The sequence below is a fragment of the Francisella sp. XLW-1 genome, assembly GCF_008711455.1.
In the GTDB taxonomy this organism is placed as follows: domain Bacteria; phylum Pseudomonadota; class Gammaproteobacteria; order Francisellales; family Francisellaceae; genus Francisella; species Francisella salimarina.
Genome location: NZ_VXKP01000003.1, coordinates 127,137 through 142,299 on the forward strand (window position 1 = coordinate 127,137; position 15,163 = coordinate 142,299).

Below are 15,163 nucleotides of genomic sequence, written 5' to 3' on the forward strand. Positions count from 1 at the left end.
AATTACAATTCACCGATACTGATAATAATTATCATTTATGGAATAGGTAAATGTCAAAATATAAGACTAATACTAAATATTTAATCAAAGGGTACCTCCAGAGCTGTCCAGTCGCCTATAAAAACAGACTTTTATCCTTAGGTTTATTGCCTGGTAAAACTCTAGAAATAAAACGTAAAGCTATTTTTGGTGGTCCATGTCAAGTCAGTGTAAGAAATGCTGATATTTCCATACGTGTAAAAGAACTAGACCTATTAGATCTAGAGGAGATCAAATCATGAGATATGCCTTAGTTGGTAATCCAAACTGTGGTAAAACAACAATCTTCAATGTACTGACAGGACTTAATCAAAAGGTAGGTAACTGGTCTGGCGTTACAGTAGATAAAAAAGTTGGTTATTTTAAAGTTGATGATCAACAAGTTGAAATAGTTGATATACCCGGTATATACAGCCTATCAGCATCCGATAGTAGCTCTATTGATGAACAAATAGCTTTCAACTATGTTATACAAGAGAAACCGGATGCAATAATAAATGTTTTAGATGCATCTAATCTTGAAAGAAGTATGTATCTAACCATACAACTACTAGAGTTAAATGTTCCAATAATACTAGCTGTAAACATGGTAGATGTCGCTAATAAAAGTGGAACTATAATTGATTTTGACAAATTATCTAAACTCTTGGGAATAAATGTTTTTCCAGTAATTGGTTCAAAAGGTGTTGGAATAAATGAACTTAAAAACGCTCTCACTAAACCACAGTCGGCCTCACACTATGACTTAAAATCTCACTATCCTAAAGAGATATTGAGATTAGATAATCAACTTCAAGAACTACGTCAATCAGATACAGCAAACTTATGGCTAGCTGGAGAGCTTTATGAGGGTCGAACTATCCAACTTGAACAGGATAATCAAGATATTGATATTGAAGCACTACTTTCAGAGCACTCAGAATTAATAGCTAAATCTGGACACAAAATACCAGAAACTCGCTATGGCATAGTAGATGATATCCTTAAAAACACGATTAGCTATACAACTTCAAAATCCAGTAGAAGCATAACACAAGTATTGGACTCTGTATGTATGAACCGTTTTTTAGGGATACCTGTGTTCCTAATGATGATGTACCTAATGTTCTTTTTCTCAATAACATTTGGTTCTGCAGTACAGCCTTTGTTTGATGATTTTACAGCTTCAGTATTTATTGATGGTGTTGCATATTACTCGAATATGATTGGTCTACCTGAACAATTGACTATGATATTATCTCAAGGCTTTGGTACAGGTATTAACACAGTACTTGCATTCATCCCTCAAATTGGCTTCCTATTTATATTCTTATCTCTACTTGAAGACTCTGGATATATGTCAAGAGCTGCTTTTGTCATTGATAGATTTATGCAATCTATAGGACTTTCTGGTAAAGCTTTTGTACCTATGATTGTTGGCTTTGGATGCAATGTTGCTTCAATTATGGCCTCAAGAACTCTAGAAACTCGAGAAGATCGTTTAATGACAATCATGATGTCACCATTTATGTCATGTGGCGCTAGGCTTGCTATCTTCTCAGTATTTGCAACAGCATTTTTTCCTGACCACGGTGCTTCAGTAATATTTTTACTTTATTTACTAGGAATTATTGCAGCAATTTTGACAGGATATGTTATTAAATTTACATTCCTAAAAAATGAAGCAACTCCTTTTGTATTAGATATACCAAAATATCACTTACCTCATTTTAGTACAATTATGCTCTACAGCTGGAATCGTTTAAAATCATTCCTACTTAAAGCAGGTAAAGTTATAGTACCAATAGCAGTTATCATCGGAAGCCTAAATAGCATCAATGTAACTAAAAACGAATCTGCTCTTAGCTATGCAGGTAAAGAGATAACTCCAATATTTGCACCTATGGGAGTTAATAATGATAACTGGCAAGCTACTGTTGGTTTAATGACTGGGGTGCTTGCAAAAGAGGTTGTTGTAGGTACTTTAAACACTCTTTATACACAAGATGATAGTCAGGGTATTCCAGATAGTTACAGTATTACAGATAACTTTAAAGACGCTATATATAGTACTTGGGATAACCTTTTCAATATGGATCTTAACCCAATCACAAGTAACGAGGCAGATGCTAATATGAGTAGCTCTGCTATGGGTAATATGACAAGTAAATTTAGCTCTGGTCTAGCTGCATTTTCATACTTACTATTCGTACTATTATATATACCTTGTATATCTGTAATTGGTGCCACAGTTAGAGAATCTACCAGAGGATGGGCTATTTTATCTATTATATGGAGCTCGGCAATGGCATATAGTTCTGCAGTTGTGGTATATCAACTAGGCAATATACTTAATACACCAGTTAAATCTATCATGTATACAGCAATTGCCATAGTTGGGTTAGGTATTGTAATTGCCATAATGAGATATTTATCAACCAGAATCAAATTTGTTGCAAACTTAACTGGCTGCTCAAGTTGTCAGGTCAGAAAATAAAAATATCTCATCCTTCTCAGTATTTATCTTGTACACAAACTATAACTAAAATGTGCGATGAAAGTATCTAATAATAATTAATAGTGCTAAAATTCAGATGTAAATCTAAGTTTAAGGCTTGTATGCTCAATAATAATTTAAAGGCTACTGTTGCAATAATTGGTGCTGGCCCATCCGGCTCGATTGCAGCAGCAATACTAGTCAGAAAAGGTTATGATGTAATTATCATTGAAAGACAAATATTCCCAAGATTTTCAATAGGTGAAAGTCTCTTACCTCAATCAATGCAGTATTTTGAAGAAGCTGATATGCTTGATGTAATTAAACAACAAGCAATATTTCAGCATAAAAATGGAGCTGCTTTTAATAATAATATTGACTCTATTTCTATAAATTTTAATCAAAAATTCACGGCAGGTTATGGTGATACTTTTCAGGTTAAGCGAGGGATCTTCGACAAAGCTTTAGCTGATAAGGCTCAAGGTCTAGGTACAAAAATATTTTATAATACTGAAGTTACCCATGTAGCTGAAGAAAGAGATAGTATCACTCTGACTGTCAGAAATCTTGAAACTCAAAAACAATATGAATTAGAAGCTGATTTTGTACTTGATGCTAGTGGTTTTGGAAGGGTGCTACCAAAATTACTTAATCTTGAGAAACCCTCTAACTTTCCAATACGACAATCATATTTTTGTCATATAGAGGATAATATTGTTGATAAAAGTTTCGATCGCAATAAAATTCTTATAAGTGTTCATCCAGAATATCGAGATATTTGGTACTGGCTAATACCTTTTGCTGATGGAACATCATCGATTGGCGTGGTTGGAGAGCCGGAGAATTTCATTGATAATAATACCAATATGCAGAATCTAGATTGCTTTATAAAGCAAATGCCATATTTAGCAAACTTAACATCTGCCTCAATACTTAGATCTGATGTTCAAACTATTAAAGGTTACTCATCAAATGTTTCTAAACTTTATGGCGAAAGATTTGCATTGCTTGGTAATGCTGCTGAATTTTTAGACCCTGTATTTTCATCAGGTATAACCATTGCCGTTAAATCAGCATCCTTAGCAGCAAATGCTCTTGATAGACATCTAAGGGGGATAGATGTAGATTGGCAAAAAGAATTTGTTGATGAATTGTATATAGGTATCAATACTTTTAGAGAGTTTGTTAGCGCCTGGTATGAAGGTAGCTTGCAGGATATAATATTTTATAAAAATAGTAGTCAAAATATAAAAGAGCAGATTGTATCTATCTTAGCGGGATATGCTTGGGATAAAAATAACCCATTTGTGAGAAACCCCAAACAAGGAATTAGAGCGTTATCAAGGTTATGTTGTTGAGATATTACTTTATAATAACTCCTTTTAATGCAACTCCAGACATTAAGAGACCATCACCACAAACATAGGTATCTTTGCTTGATGTAGGATTATTTTTCCAGTTAGATTCGATATCTGCAACGCCTTTGCCACCTGCAGCTTGTGATTGCTCTTTTAGATCAATTAATGCTGAATAAAAAGCCCAATTACAAGACTTCTGATAGTTTTTAAAGACACCATTAGTCCTTTTGCTAGTATATACTGTTCCTCCAGCTGAGTAATCAAATGGCTTTGAATCTTTACCAAAATAAAACTTAAAATCTCCAAGTTTATTTTTGACTTTCTCAGGCATTACTTCCATAGCATTCTTGATACTCACATCATGAATATCATCCGAAGCATAAACAGATAAAGGTAAAACAAAACAGCCTGCAGCAACTAATGTAAGCAATATTTTTTTCATACTCTACTTCCTATAAGTCTAAAAAAATGTGTTAAATTCATTTTTAATATCATATCAATTTTGTGACTAAAGTATAATCGTTATTCTAAAATTTTTTAAAAATCAAAGATGTATTAACCCCACCAAAAGCAAAGTTATTAGTCATCACATACTCAGTCTCTATATTTTGTTTATCTACAAGATAGTCTAAGCTATCACACCTTGGATCTACATTTTGTAAATTCACATTTGGGATAAATACACCTCTATTCATCATCTCTATAGTTAGCCATGCTTCAAGCGAGCCACTAGCACCTAACGTATGACCAAAATAGCCCTTTAATGAACTGATGCTAATATCCCTACCAAAAACTTCACGCGTAGCAATACTCTCAGCTATATCTCCAACCTCTGTTGATGTACCATGAGCATTAACATAGCCAATCATATCTGGTGTTATCTGTGCATCTTCTAAAGCAAGTTTAAGAGCAATCTGCATTTTTTCGGCTGTTGGTTGTGTAACGTGCTCAGCATCACAATTTGTGCCATAACCTACAACCTCCGCATAAATTTTTGCTCCACGCTGTTGAGCATGCTCTAATGACTCTAATATCAAAGTAGCACTTCCCTCTCCTATAACTAAGCCATCTCTATCTCGATCAAAAGGTTTAGGTGCAAGACTTGGCGTATCATTCATCTGACTTGTCGCGAATAATGTGTCAAATATTGCAACCTGACTTACACAAAGCTCTTCTGCGCCACCAGCAACCATCACATCCTGCATACCATATTTAATAGCTTCATAAGCATATCCTATAGCTTGACTACTTGAGGTACATGCACTAGATGTCGGAATCAATCTACCAGTCAACCCAAAAAACAAAGCTACATTAACTGCACAAGTATGACTCATACCTTTGATATAAGTTGTTGCATTAACACTGCCAATTTTTTTGTCAGTAAGAATCATCAAAAGATCAGCTAATGGTTGTGGACTGCCAGAGCATGATCCATAAGCAACACCTGTTCTACCACTAGTTAATATATCTGTCTTATCAAGTAAACCAGCATCCGCTAATGCTTGCGAGGTTGCTACGGTTGCTAACTTTGACACCATACCCATACCACGTATTTTTTTACGAGGATAATTTGGCATTTTAAAATCTGTTACAGGAGCAGCAAGTTTAGTGTTAAGACCTTGAATATCGTCCCAAGGCATTCTCTTAGTTGCAACTTTTCCAGCTAATAGTGACTCAAAAATAGTATCAGCATCACTACCAAGAGCTGTAACGCCTGACATACCAGTAACAACAACTCTATGCATTAAGCAAGTCCTCCGTTAATAGAAATTACTTGTCTTGTTATATAAGCTGCAGCATCCGACATTAGATACTCTGCTAAGCTTGCTACCTCATCCACACTACCTGCCCTTTTCATTGGTATATGCTTAATGATCTCATCATAATGCTCAATATCATCAGTCATTTCTGTATCTATCAAACCTGGTGCTATGCAATTAACTGTAATTTTTCTTTTTGCTAACTCTACAGCCAAAGCTTTTGTAGCTCCAATAATACCAGCTTTTGCAGCACTATAGTTGACCTGTCCTCTATTACCCACAATACCAGATACAGAAGCCATAGTAATAATCCTGCCACCTTTTCTAAGCTGTATCATTGGCATAATACAAGGCTTTAAAACATTATAAAAACCATCCAGATTAGTATCTATAACTCTTGACCAATCATCTTTTGTCATTGCTGGAAATGCAGTATCCCTACAAAGACCGGCATTATTAATCACTCCATAAAATGCACCATGATTTTCGATATACTCGCCAATAGCTTGTTCTGTCTGCTGATTATTAGAGATATCAAAACTTATAATATCCGCTTGAAAACCCTTATCGAGAATACTATCACGAACGTTTTCAGCACCAACTTTGTCCGTATTATAGTGTATAGTTATATGCCTATTTTCAGCAGCCAGTTTCAGTGCTATCGCCTTACCGATCCCTTTACTCGCACCTGTGACTAATATTCTTTTCATATTTTATATTTCTCTACTAATAACTTTTTTTACATCTTCAAAACTTTGTGGCTGATAGGCATTGATCGTAAGTGATGCAACTTCTTGCTTATCCAACACTACTTTGCAACTAAATACCCCTGTCCCTTTATCAAGAATAATACATTCAGCAAATATATCTAAAACACTACCAGTTTCATATCTTTTAACATCTGTCTTATAACCTCTCACACTCAGTAAAAATGCTACTGGAGGTTCATTAGTACTAGCGTTAGATGCAGCAAGCTTACTAGCTCTACCATAAGAAGCAGCCGTTTGAGCCATGATTTCAACCGCTACCCAGTGTGGTATACCATCTAATTGCTTATCGAAGAATATATCGCCATCAGTCACAATAGTTCTACAGTGTACTGTATTGTCTTCAAAAGCGATAAACTCGTCAACAAGTCTCATAGGTGGTTCATGGGGTATCAAATCACCAATATTATGCATCTATTTCTTTCCTATAATTACACTTACGTTATTACCGCCAAAAGCAAACGAATTACTCATAAAATTTGGCTTGTGGTATCGGATATCACTAGTTATTATACCAATATCAGAAATAATATCCTCATCTGAATCGTATTGCTTTGGTAGTTTTTTGTTAGGATTATAATTATCTGATAATAATAACCAACATATCCCCACCTCTGTAGCCGCCGCTGCACCTAGTGTATGACCTGTCAATGATTTAGTAGAGCTACACGCAACAGGTGCTTTAAATATATCCCTTACTGCATTACTTTCCATATTATCATTTAGTATGGTTGCTGTACCATGCAAATTTAAATAACCAATATCATCAGGAGCTAGACTTGCAGAGCTCAATGCCTGTATCATAGCTAATTTAGCACCTTCGCCACTAGGATCTGGTGCTGTAATATGATAACCATCTGATGATTCCCCAACACCTAAAAGTACTATTTCTGAGCAATCTCTAGACATAATAAATGCTGCAGCGCCTTCACCAATATTTATACCATCTCTTTGATTATGAAAGGGTGAACATAAGTTTTGAGATATCGCATCTAAACAATCAAAGCCATTTAATGTTAATTCACAAAGAGTATCGCAACCTACAACAATAACTGCGTCACACAAATTCTGTTTTAATAATCTAGCAGCTGAGGCAAATGCTTTACCACTTGATGAACAAGCTGTTGATATAGTATAAGCAATATTTTCAAGATTATAATACTCCCTCAAAAATTCACTAAGACCTGCGGTTTCTTCTTGCTTGTAGCTAAATTCTTTGGGGAATTGACCTGATATAAACTTTTTAGTTAAAGCTCGTTCACCATTATCTATACCTGATGTACTAGTACCGCAAACCACAGCCACCCTATCAGCTCCATATTTATCTATAACTCGACTTATATCATGATTTATTTGCATACAGGCATGAAGAGCCATTTGGTTATTACGACAATCAAATTCTTTTAATCGTGTAGGAATTTCTGGGAGTATCCTATCATTTATTTGCCCTACAACTGTCTTGCGACCTGACAATAGATTCTTATCAGTTACCAGTCCAGTTTGATTACTAAACAATGATTGCAAAACAGCTTGTTTAGAATCACCTAAACAATTGATTATACCTAGTGAATTCAGATAAATTTCATTGCCACTCATATTCTGTATAATTTTGAATAACTTCCTGTAAGTATAAATACAATTACAATTAGTTTAAATACAATTAAGTGTATATTAACTGTATTTAATACTTAAAAAGCTTATAGAGATACATTTTTTTACTTCAATATGATAGATTCTAGTAAAGAGAATAAAATAGCATATTGGATGAGATTTTATATAGATTCGGTTTTAGCCATAGCTCAAGGAAAAAACGACATATCAAATTTTAAAGATATATCATACCTTGAAATGATAAAACAGGACATCAACATTGATACTAGCCTCATAGCTGCGGCTATGAGAAGAAGGTGTAGTAAATCTAGCAAAATCGCTCTTTCAGTATCCATACCTCAAATCCATAAATATGAAATAGATGCCGTAGTATTTGCATCTCAACATGGTGAACTAGCAAACACATTATCTATATTTAAAGATATTTCTAGTCAAGAAATCCTTTCACCAAACGCATTTTCTCAATCTGTGCATAACACTCCTTCTGGACTTCTATCAATCCAACAAAAACTAAAAATACCTTTTAACTCAATAGCTGCTGGTACCGAGACTTTTGAAATGGGTTTAATTGACGCTATCACACAGTTACAAGACTATGATAATGTTTTGTTTACTTGTTATGATGATAATGTGCCAGAAATCTTCGATGAACTGAATATCTCAGATAATCTTGCTTATGGAATTAGTTTTGCCATATCAAGAGAACCACTATCACAGTCAAGTATAGGCTTAAAATTAGAGATTAATAACAACAAAACATTATTACAAAAATTTAATCGACTCCCATCTGCAATTATTTTCGCAAACTGGTATGCTTGTAATGAATTTAAACCATTATTTTTGAAGAGTATATCTATAGAGAAGATGTAATTATGTATAAATACTTAAATAGGTTTTATCGCAGAATTGCTACAGGAATATGTTTCTTTTTATTTAGCTTTTTTGGAGCAATATTAGGCTATATATACTTCCCTCTAGTTAGAATATTTATAAAAGATAAAAGTGCTCGCACAATACATGCTCAACACACAATAAATATTGGTTTTAAAATTTTTATTGGAATTATTCATCATTTTAGAATCATTCGATTTGAGTTTGAAGGTATCGAAAAACTATATCAAGATCAAGGTTGTATTTTCATAGCTAATCACCCTACTTTAATCGACTATGTTGCAATAGTGTCTAGACTCAAACTTTGCGATAATATTGTCAAACAAAGCTTATGGGAAAACCCATATTACAAGCATGTAATAGAAACAGCTGGATATATCCCGAATATCAATCCTGACCAAACATTCTCACGCTTAAATGAAATATTTGCAGAAGGTAGAAATTTGTTAATGTTTCCAGAAGGTACCAGAACTATTCCTAATCAGTTACCAAAACTAAAACGAGGTGCCGCGCAACTAGCAATTAGAACAAATGCTCCTATAAGAATGATACATATCTCATGCTCTCCTATTACTTTGACAAAAAATACCAAATGGTATAACATTGCCGAAACAACGCCGTTGTTTAGAGTAGTTGTTGGAGATAAGGTTAATCCTCAAGATTTTATTGATGAGGCAGATGGGATACCATCTCTAGCTGCTCGTAGGCTAACTAAATTTTTACAGTATAATCTCTCTACTAAATTAGATTTTTTATAAAATAGGTACTTTAAAACATGCAACAAGAAATAAAAGAAATGATCATCGAGGTCTTAAATCTTGAAGATATTACAGCTGATGAAATAGATGCTAATGAAGCACTTTTTGGAGATGGTTTAGGACTAGATTCAATAGATGCTTTAGAGATAGGGGTTGCGTTAAAAAAACGCTATAATATAAGCCTTGAAGTTGCTGATGAAGATGTCAAAAAACACTTTGAATCTGTGGCATCTTTGGCTAAATTTGTAGAAGAAAATAAATCTTAAGGATATACTGATGAGCTTTTCTAAAGAACAAATTTTCGCACAATTACAGGATATTCTTAATAATCTTTTTGAAATAGATAAGGATGATGTCACTCTAGATTCAACACTATACGAAGATCTTGATTTAGATAGCATCGACGCCGTTGATCTAATAGTACAGCTTCAAAGCTTCACAGGTCGCAAGTTTAAACCTGAGGAATTTAAATCTGTTCGTACTGTTGGGGATGTTGTTGATACTATAGTTGCAGCTCTAGCACAAGACTAAATACACACTTAATGAAATCTCTACTTAAATTCTTTATATTGATAATTATTATACTATATCCATTTATAGTCTATATTGGCTTAAATTCACTCTCGATAAAGTATCTTGGCTTAATTGTCGTCTTAATATTTATACTAAGATTACTAATTATAAAAAAAGATCCTAGCATCACTTGGAAACTTATTACTATTGTAGGGATACTTCTTGCAGGTATAGCCATCATTGTAGATAATATCACCGTTATGCTACTATACCCTGTCTTTGTAAGTATAAGCCTCTTCTGTGTTTTTTGTTATTCATTATTCCAAGACAAAAGCTTGATTACCAAACTTGCAACTCGTATGAGCAAAGAGCCTCTACCAGACTATGCAATAAAATACACATGGTATGTAACATTAGCTTGGTGTGTGTTTTTTGCTATAAATGCCAGTATTTCAACATATACTATTATATTAGGTTCGATACAATTTTGGACACTTTATAACGGTTTTATCAGTTATGTCCTTATAGGATTAATGATGCTTAGTGAAATTATAATTAGAATTGTTGTTAGGAGATATTTTGAAAAGCACACTTAAATCAATACTAGAGTTTTATGCACAAAATCCTTCTGAAATCATATTTATCAAAGATTCAAATAATATTATCGCAAAAGAGTTTTTAAATGATATAAAAACTTTAGCTAATCATCTTGATATCATTCTAAGCAATAGTTACAAAGTTGCATTATCAGTTGATGATATGTACTTATTTTGTTGCACATGGATAGCATGTCAGTTTTTAGGTAAAACTACTATAATGATACCAAATGACAAACCTGGCACAATTGCCAAGCTTGCAAAACATTACGACTCTTTAATAACTGATAATGATCTTGATTTATCAGCAAAAATCATCAATGAATATACATTAAAAGATTGTGAAACTATATTTTTCACATCTGGATCTACTGGTGAATATAAAAGCTATAGCAAAACCATAGACAATCTTGAACAAGAGTCTTTCGCGATCAACAGTGTCATACAAAGCTTTAATCTTAAGAATATCAATGTGCTTACAACAGTATCACATCAGCACCTGTATGGCTTTAGCTGGGCTATAGTATGGCCACTGCTATACCAAAAAATCATTCACACAGAAAGGCTATTTGTACCCGAACTTATCCACAAAAAGCTACTTCAAGATAACAATATTTTGATAACAACTCCTGTAATTATTTCTCACCTTGATGGTAGTCTCAGCAGTCCTATCACTAACTCTTTGCTCATTTCATCAGCTAGTGCATTAAGTGCCAATATCGCGATTAAATTTCAAAATAGTTACAACATTCCTATTCTTGAAGCTTATGGCAGTAGTGAAACTGGAGTTATTGCGTATAGACAACAGTTAATTGATAAACTATGGAAGCCTTTTGATAATGTTTGTATTACTACAGAGTCTGATCAACTAGTTGTTAGATCTCCTTTTTTTAAGCAAAAAAAACAACTAATGGCAGATATCGTTACATTATACAACGATAAATTTGAACTCAGAGGTAGGGTCGATAAGATTGTCAAAATTGCTGGTAATCGTTTATCAATATCACAAATGCAAAATATATTAATCACTCATGACTTAATAAAAGACTGTGTATGTATCAAGCGTCAAAGCTATCGTGAATATATAGCAGCAATAATATGTCTAAATCAAGCTGGACAAGACTTATTACAAAATTTTGGTAAACAAAATTTAATTAAACAAATAAAGAGCTATCTATTAAACTATTACTCAAATGTAGTTATACCTAAACAATGGCGCTTTGTAACTGAAATACCGACTAACTCTCAAGGAAAAAGAGCTCTAGAACTATTAGTTGAATTATTAGATGATAATTAAATAGGTTAGAGCTTATAAGTTTGATAAGATTTAAGCTTATTAAGGAGACTTTATTTGAAATTTATGGCGAAATAAACTATGAACAAACATCTTAAGATAAATAATATACAAAATATTGATGATTGCTGTGTTTTAGTATCGGCGCAAGTACTCCACGAGTGTGATTTTTTTAAAGGTCACTTTCAAGAGCAGGCAATTTTACCGGGTATTGCTCAAGTTGATTTTGTCATAAATTTGGCAAGCCAGATATTCGATATTAATAAACTCTCTTTTGGTAATATTCCACAAGTAAAATTCAAAAAAGTTATATTACCTAATGATGATATAGAAATAAAAATCACAAATAACAACAATACAATTACTTTTGAAATTTCTGTCAATAATCAAGTAGCATCTCAGGGTAAAATAAAATATGAGTAGTAGTGATTGTAATTTATGTATTGTAGTACCAATCTATAACCATGGAAAACAACTACGTAACACCATCAAAAATATCGCTAGATATAACTTACCTATCATACTTATAAATGATGGTAGCCAAGATAACACTAAACAAATCATGAGAGAAGTTGCTGATAAATTTAATAATATTATTTTGGCAGAATCACTTGATAAAAATCAAGGTAAAGGTGTTGCTGTAAGTTATGGTGCCAATTTAGCTTTTAAAATGGGTTATACACATATGCTTCAAATAGATGCTGACGGTCAACATGATTCGAATGATATCCCTAAATTTATACAAGCAATGCAGCAAAACCCTCAGGCACTAATATCTGGTATGCCTATCTATGATGATAGTATTCCCAAAAGTAGACTTCATGGTAGAAAAATTACAAATTTTTGGGTAGCAATAGAAACTCTATCGTTTGATCTCAAAGAATCAATGTGTGGTTTTCGTATCTATCCACTGGAAGCTTATACAAAGCTTATGCACAAAAGAACTTTCTCAGTGAAGATGGATTTTGATATAGATGTAATCGTGAGAATGTACTGGCTAGGTCTTCCTATCGTCTATATAAATACCAAAGTAATTTATCCTCAAGATGGTTACTCCAATTTTAGAATGTTTCGAGATAATGTCAGAATATCTTGGACTCATACAAAATTAGTTACTGGTATGATTATTAGATTACCAATATTATTATGGAGAAAAATCAGGTGAAACATTGGACTAAGATAAAAGAAGCCGGTGGTCTATTTGGGCTTAGAACTACTTTTATTTTATTTCGTCTATTAGGTCGTAGACTCACCTACTCAATCATGTCAGTGGTTATGATCTATTATTTTTTATTGTACAAAAGTGCACGCAACTATTCTTTTAAATATATTAAACACCTCGATAAGAATATTAAAACTTCAAAATTATGGTTTTATAGTTTTAAACATTTTTTAGCATTTGGTGAGATGGTTATAGACAAAATAGCTGTTTGGAGTAATAAGATCACTATAGATAATGTAGACTTCTCATTACAAGATCGCAAAATCATGAACCAAGCTATCAAATCACAAAAAGGTGGTGTTATTTTTACAGCTCATCTTGGTAATCTTGATGTTGCAAGATCTCTAGCAGACTTTGATAGTAATATGAAGATAAATGCTCTAGTATTTAGCAAGCAAGCTCCTACATTTAACAAACTTTTGACAAAGATTAATCCTAAATACTCAATCAATATGATATGTATACAAGATGTTACTCCAGATTTGGCAATTGAGTTATATGAACGCATTGCTAATGGTGAATTTATCGTTATCCCTGCTGATAGAACTTCTGTAACTAAACCAGAGAGAAATCTTAGACTATCATTTTTAGATGATATGGCATTTTTCCCGCAAGGTGCATTTATATTAGCAAGCATTCTGAAATGCCCTACATACTTTATGCTATGTCCAAAAAAAGATCGTAATAACTTTGATTTTATTTTCAAAGAGTTTGATCAAAATAGCATTATTTTAAATAGAAAAACAAAACAACAAGATTTAAAAAAGTATGCACAAAAATATGCCAAAATGCTTGAATCATATTGTAAAAAGTATCCAAAACAATGGTTTAATTTTTTTGATTTTTGGCATCAAGGAGAATAAGTAAATGCTTAAAGATAGTTTATTTACACATGTTTACAAAATGAGTATCCCATTTTTTGATGTTGATATGCTCGAAATTGTTTGGCATGGTAATTATATCAAGTACTTTGAAATGGCTAGATGTAGTATGCTCAAAGAAATTGGTTACGATTATATAGCTATGAAGAAAGATGGCTTCGCTTGGCCTATAGTTGATATAAAAGCCAAATTTATTAAATCTGCAAGATTTGGACAAGATATTGATATTTATTGTGATCTAATAGAGTTCGAGAACCGATTAAAAATAAACTATACTATTTTAGATAGCTTAACTAAAATAAAGTTATGTCAAGGTTATACTACTCAGCTTGCTGTTGATATTAACAAGAAAGAAACTTGTTTCGTAACACCTCACCAATGGCAACAAAAAATAAAAGAGATTATTAGAAGATGAAGAGACTATTTACTTTAATTAGCATTTTTTTAACTATTGTGGCTCCTTTGTATGCTTCAGACCTTTCTAACGATTCTGACTTTCAAGCGGTTGAAAAGCAATTAACCAAAGATACTAATATCTCGGGTAAATTTATACAAATCAGACAAATTGCAGGTTTAAACTCAAGTTTAAAATCTTCAGGAACATTTAAACTAGCTAATGATGGATCTCTGCTATGGCAACAGCTACAACCGATCAAAACCACAATGCAAATGTCTAAAAATAAGCTTACACAAACTATTATGGATAATCCTCCTACGATTCTAACACGCGAAGACCAACCTGTAGTGTTCACATTCACAAGTGTTTTTATGTCTGTATTTAAAGGTGATACAAAAACCATATCAGAATTTTTTAATATTAATTTTGAGGGTAATACTCAAAACTGGACTATCACCCTCACACCGAAATCTAGCCCTCTTAATAAAGCTATAAAAGAGATAACTCTAAAAGGTAATAGATATATTACAAATATTGACGTCGCTGATACCCAAGATAATATAATCAAAATAAGACTTTTTGATATTACAACAAACTAAA

The 15,163-nt window shown here is 33.0% G+C and carries 19 protein-coding genes; 14 read left to right on the top strand and 5 right to left on the bottom strand.

Annotation, left to right across the window (positions count from 1 at the left end):
• Positions 1-50: 50 nt before the first annotated feature.
• From F3D59_RS05400 to F3D59_RS05410, 3 genes are all read left to right on the top strand, one after another.
• Entirely contained in the window at positions 51-281 is a 231-nt protein-coding gene (locus F3D59_RS05400; protein WP_041263635.1) for a FeoA domain-containing protein, read from the top strand.
• The gene (gene feoB, locus F3D59_RS05405) at positions 278-2,515 is read left to right on the top strand and encodes a Fe(2+) transporter permease subunit FeoB (protein WP_150464092.1); all 2,238 of its coding nucleotides are present in this window, start codon (positions 278-280) and stop codon (positions 2,513-2,515) included. Before F3D59_RS05400 ends, feoB begins: the two co-directional genes overlap by 4 nt.
• Positions 2,516-2,637: 122 nt before the next feature.
• On the top strand, positions 2,638-3,873 hold the full coding sequence (locus F3D59_RS05410; protein ID WP_150464093.1) for an NAD(P)/FAD-dependent oxidoreductase: 1,236 nt from the start codon (positions 2,638-2,640) through the stop codon (positions 3,871-3,873).
• A gap of 4 nt (positions 3,874-3,877) precedes the next feature.
• Here F3D59_RS05410 and F3D59_RS05415 read toward each other — a convergent pair whose 3' ends face one another.
• The 5 genes from F3D59_RS05415 to F3D59_RS05435 form a co-directional block, all read right to left on the bottom strand.
• Complete coding sequence (locus tag F3D59_RS05415; RefSeq protein ID WP_150464094.1) at positions 3,878-4,315, bottom strand: excinuclease; 438 nt, start codon at positions 4,313-4,315, stop codon at positions 3,878-3,880.
• Between the two features lie 85 nt (positions 4,316-4,400).
• Positions 4,401-5,618 (bottom strand): beta-ketoacyl-ACP synthase, encoded by a 1,218-nt coding sequence (locus F3D59_RS05420; RefSeq protein WP_150464095.1) that lies wholly within the window; start codon positions 5,616-5,618, stop codon positions 4,401-4,403.
• Positions 5,618-6,343 (bottom strand): 3-oxoacyl-ACP reductase FabG, encoded by a 726-nt coding sequence (gene fabG, locus F3D59_RS05425; RefSeq protein WP_012280477.1) that lies wholly within the window; start codon positions 6,341-6,343, stop codon positions 5,618-5,620. The genes F3D59_RS05420 and fabG overlap by 1 nt, the downstream gene beginning before the upstream one ends.
• Before the next feature lie 3 nt (positions 6,344-6,346).
• Positions 6,347-6,814, bottom strand: a complete 468-nt coding sequence (locus tag F3D59_RS05430; protein WP_150464096.1) for a beta-alanine--pyruvate aminotransferase — start codon at positions 6,812-6,814, stop codon at positions 6,347-6,349.
• Positions 6,815-7,996, bottom strand: a complete 1,182-nt coding sequence (locus tag F3D59_RS05435; RefSeq protein WP_150464097.1) for a beta-ketoacyl-ACP synthase — start codon at positions 7,994-7,996, stop codon at positions 6,815-6,817.
• Positions 7,997-8,125: 129 nt separating this feature from the next.
• On the opposite strand from F3D59_RS05435, the gene F3D59_RS05440 reads away from it, so the two are divergent.
• The 11 genes from F3D59_RS05440 to F3D59_RS05490 all read left to right on the top strand — a co-directional run bounded on the left by F3D59_RS05440 (position 8,126) and on the right by F3D59_RS05490 (position 15,162).
• A complete protein-coding gene (locus F3D59_RS05440; RefSeq protein WP_191092440.1) occupies positions 8,126-8,881 on the top strand; it encodes a beta-ketoacyl synthase chain length factor in 756 nt (251 codons plus the stop codon).
• Positions 8,882-8,883: 2 nt separating this feature from the next.
• Complete coding sequence (locus F3D59_RS05445; RefSeq protein WP_150464098.1) at positions 8,884-9,660, top strand: lysophospholipid acyltransferase family protein; 777 nt, start codon at positions 8,884-8,886, stop codon at positions 9,658-9,660.
• Between the two features lie 17 nt (positions 9,661-9,677).
• The gene (locus F3D59_RS05450) at positions 9,678-9,926 is read left to right on the top strand and encodes a phosphopantetheine-binding protein (RefSeq protein WP_088821643.1); all 249 of its coding nucleotides are present in this window, start codon (positions 9,678-9,680) and stop codon (positions 9,924-9,926) included.
• A gap of 10 nt (positions 9,927-9,936) precedes the next feature.
• The gene (locus F3D59_RS05455) at positions 9,937-10,191 is read left to right on the top strand and encodes an acyl carrier protein (protein WP_150464099.1); all 255 of its coding nucleotides are present in this window, start codon (positions 9,937-9,939) and stop codon (positions 10,189-10,191) included.
• 11 nt (positions 10,192-10,202) lie between these two features.
• Complete coding sequence (locus F3D59_RS05460; RefSeq protein WP_150464100.1) at positions 10,203-10,769, top strand: hypothetical protein; 567 nt, start codon at positions 10,203-10,205, stop codon at positions 10,767-10,769.
• Positions 10,753-12,066 (top strand): AMP-binding protein, encoded by a 1,314-nt coding sequence (locus tag F3D59_RS05465; RefSeq protein WP_150464101.1) that lies wholly within the window; start codon positions 10,753-10,755, stop codon positions 12,064-12,066. Before F3D59_RS05460 ends, F3D59_RS05465 begins: the two co-directional genes overlap by 17 nt.
• Positions 12,067-12,144: 78 nt before the next feature.
• Positions 12,145-12,486: a hydroxymyristoyl-ACP dehydratase gene (locus F3D59_RS05470; RefSeq protein ID WP_013922449.1), complete on the top strand. Its 342-nt coding sequence runs from the start codon at positions 12,145-12,147 to the stop codon at positions 12,484-12,486.
• On the top strand, positions 12,479-13,228 hold the full coding sequence (locus F3D59_RS05475) for a glycosyltransferase family 2 protein (RefSeq protein ID WP_150464102.1): 750 nt from the start codon (positions 12,479-12,481) through the stop codon (positions 13,226-13,228). The genes F3D59_RS05470 and F3D59_RS05475 overlap by 8 nt, the downstream gene beginning before the upstream one ends.
• Positions 13,225-14,148, top strand: coding sequence for an acyltransferase (locus F3D59_RS05480; protein WP_224721162.1), 924 nt, complete (start codon positions 13,225-13,227; stop codon positions 14,146-14,148). Before F3D59_RS05475 ends, F3D59_RS05480 begins: the two co-directional genes overlap by 4 nt.
• Before the next feature lie 4 nt (positions 14,149-14,152).
• Positions 14,153-14,581, top strand: coding sequence for an acyl-CoA thioesterase (locus tag F3D59_RS05485; protein WP_150464103.1), 429 nt, complete (start codon positions 14,153-14,155; stop codon positions 14,579-14,581).
• Positions 14,578-15,162, top strand: coding sequence for a LolA family protein (locus F3D59_RS05490; RefSeq protein WP_150464104.1), 585 nt, complete (start codon positions 14,578-14,580; stop codon positions 15,160-15,162). The genes F3D59_RS05485 and F3D59_RS05490 overlap by 4 nt, the downstream gene beginning before the upstream one ends.
• The last annotated feature ends 1 nt before the right edge of the window (position 15,163 follow it).

What these genes read in the sequence shown, in the direction of transcription:
- F3D59_RS05400 (WP_041263635.1), top strand. Translation starts at nt 51, where the DNA reads ATGTCAAAATATAAGACTAATACTAAATATTTAATCAAAGGGTACCTC.
- feoB (WP_150464092.1), top strand. Translation starts at nt 278, where the DNA reads ATGAGATATGCCTTAGTTGGTAATCCAAACTGTGGTAAAACAACAATC.
- F3D59_RS05410 (WP_150464093.1), top strand. Translation starts at nt 2,638, where the DNA reads ATGCTCAATAATAATTTAAAGGCTACTGTTGCAATAATTGGTGCTGGC.
- F3D59_RS05415 (WP_150464094.1), bottom strand. Translation starts at nt 4,315, where the DNA reads ATGAAAAAAATATTGCTTACATTAGTTGCTGCAGGCTGTTTTGTTTTA.
- F3D59_RS05420 (WP_150464095.1), bottom strand. Translation starts at nt 5,618, where the DNA reads ATGCATAGAGTTGTTGTTACTGGTATGTCAGGCGTTACAGCTCTTGGT.
- fabG (WP_012280477.1), bottom strand. Translation starts at nt 6,343, where the DNA reads ATGAAAAGAATATTAGTCACAGGTGCGAGTAAAGGGATCGGTAAGGCG.
- F3D59_RS05430 (WP_150464096.1), bottom strand. Translation starts at nt 6,814, where the DNA reads ATGCATAATATTGGTGATTTGATACCCCATGAACCACCTATGAGACTT.
- F3D59_RS05435 (WP_150464097.1), bottom strand. Translation starts at nt 7,996, where the DNA reads ATGAGTGGCAATGAAATTTATCTGAATTCACTAGGTATAATCAATTGT.
- F3D59_RS05440 (WP_191092440.1), top strand. Translation starts at nt 8,126, where the DNA reads ATGATAGATTCTAGTAAAGAGAATAAAATAGCATATTGGATGAGATTT.
- F3D59_RS05445 (WP_150464098.1), top strand. Translation starts at nt 8,884, where the DNA reads ATGTATAAATACTTAAATAGGTTTTATCGCAGAATTGCTACAGGAATA.
- F3D59_RS05450 (WP_088821643.1), top strand. Translation starts at nt 9,678, where the DNA reads ATGCAACAAGAAATAAAAGAAATGATCATCGAGGTCTTAAATCTTGAA.
- F3D59_RS05455 (WP_150464099.1), top strand. Translation starts at nt 9,937, where the DNA reads ATGAGCTTTTCTAAAGAACAAATTTTCGCACAATTACAGGATATTCTT.
- F3D59_RS05460 (WP_150464100.1), top strand. Translation starts at nt 10,203, where the DNA reads ATGAAATCTCTACTTAAATTCTTTATATTGATAATTATTATACTATAT.
- F3D59_RS05470 (WP_013922449.1), top strand. Translation starts at nt 12,145, where the DNA reads ATGAACAAACATCTTAAGATAAATAATATACAAAATATTGATGATTGC.
- F3D59_RS05475 (WP_150464102.1), top strand. Translation starts at nt 12,479, where the DNA reads ATGAGTAGTAGTGATTGTAATTTATGTATTGTAGTACCAATCTATAAC.
- F3D59_RS05485 (WP_150464103.1), top strand. Translation starts at nt 14,153, where the DNA reads ATGCTTAAAGATAGTTTATTTACACATGTTTACAAAATGAGTATCCCA.
- F3D59_RS05490 (WP_150464104.1), top strand. Translation starts at nt 14,578, where the DNA reads ATGAAGAGACTATTTACTTTAATTAGCATTTTTTTAACTATTGTGGCT.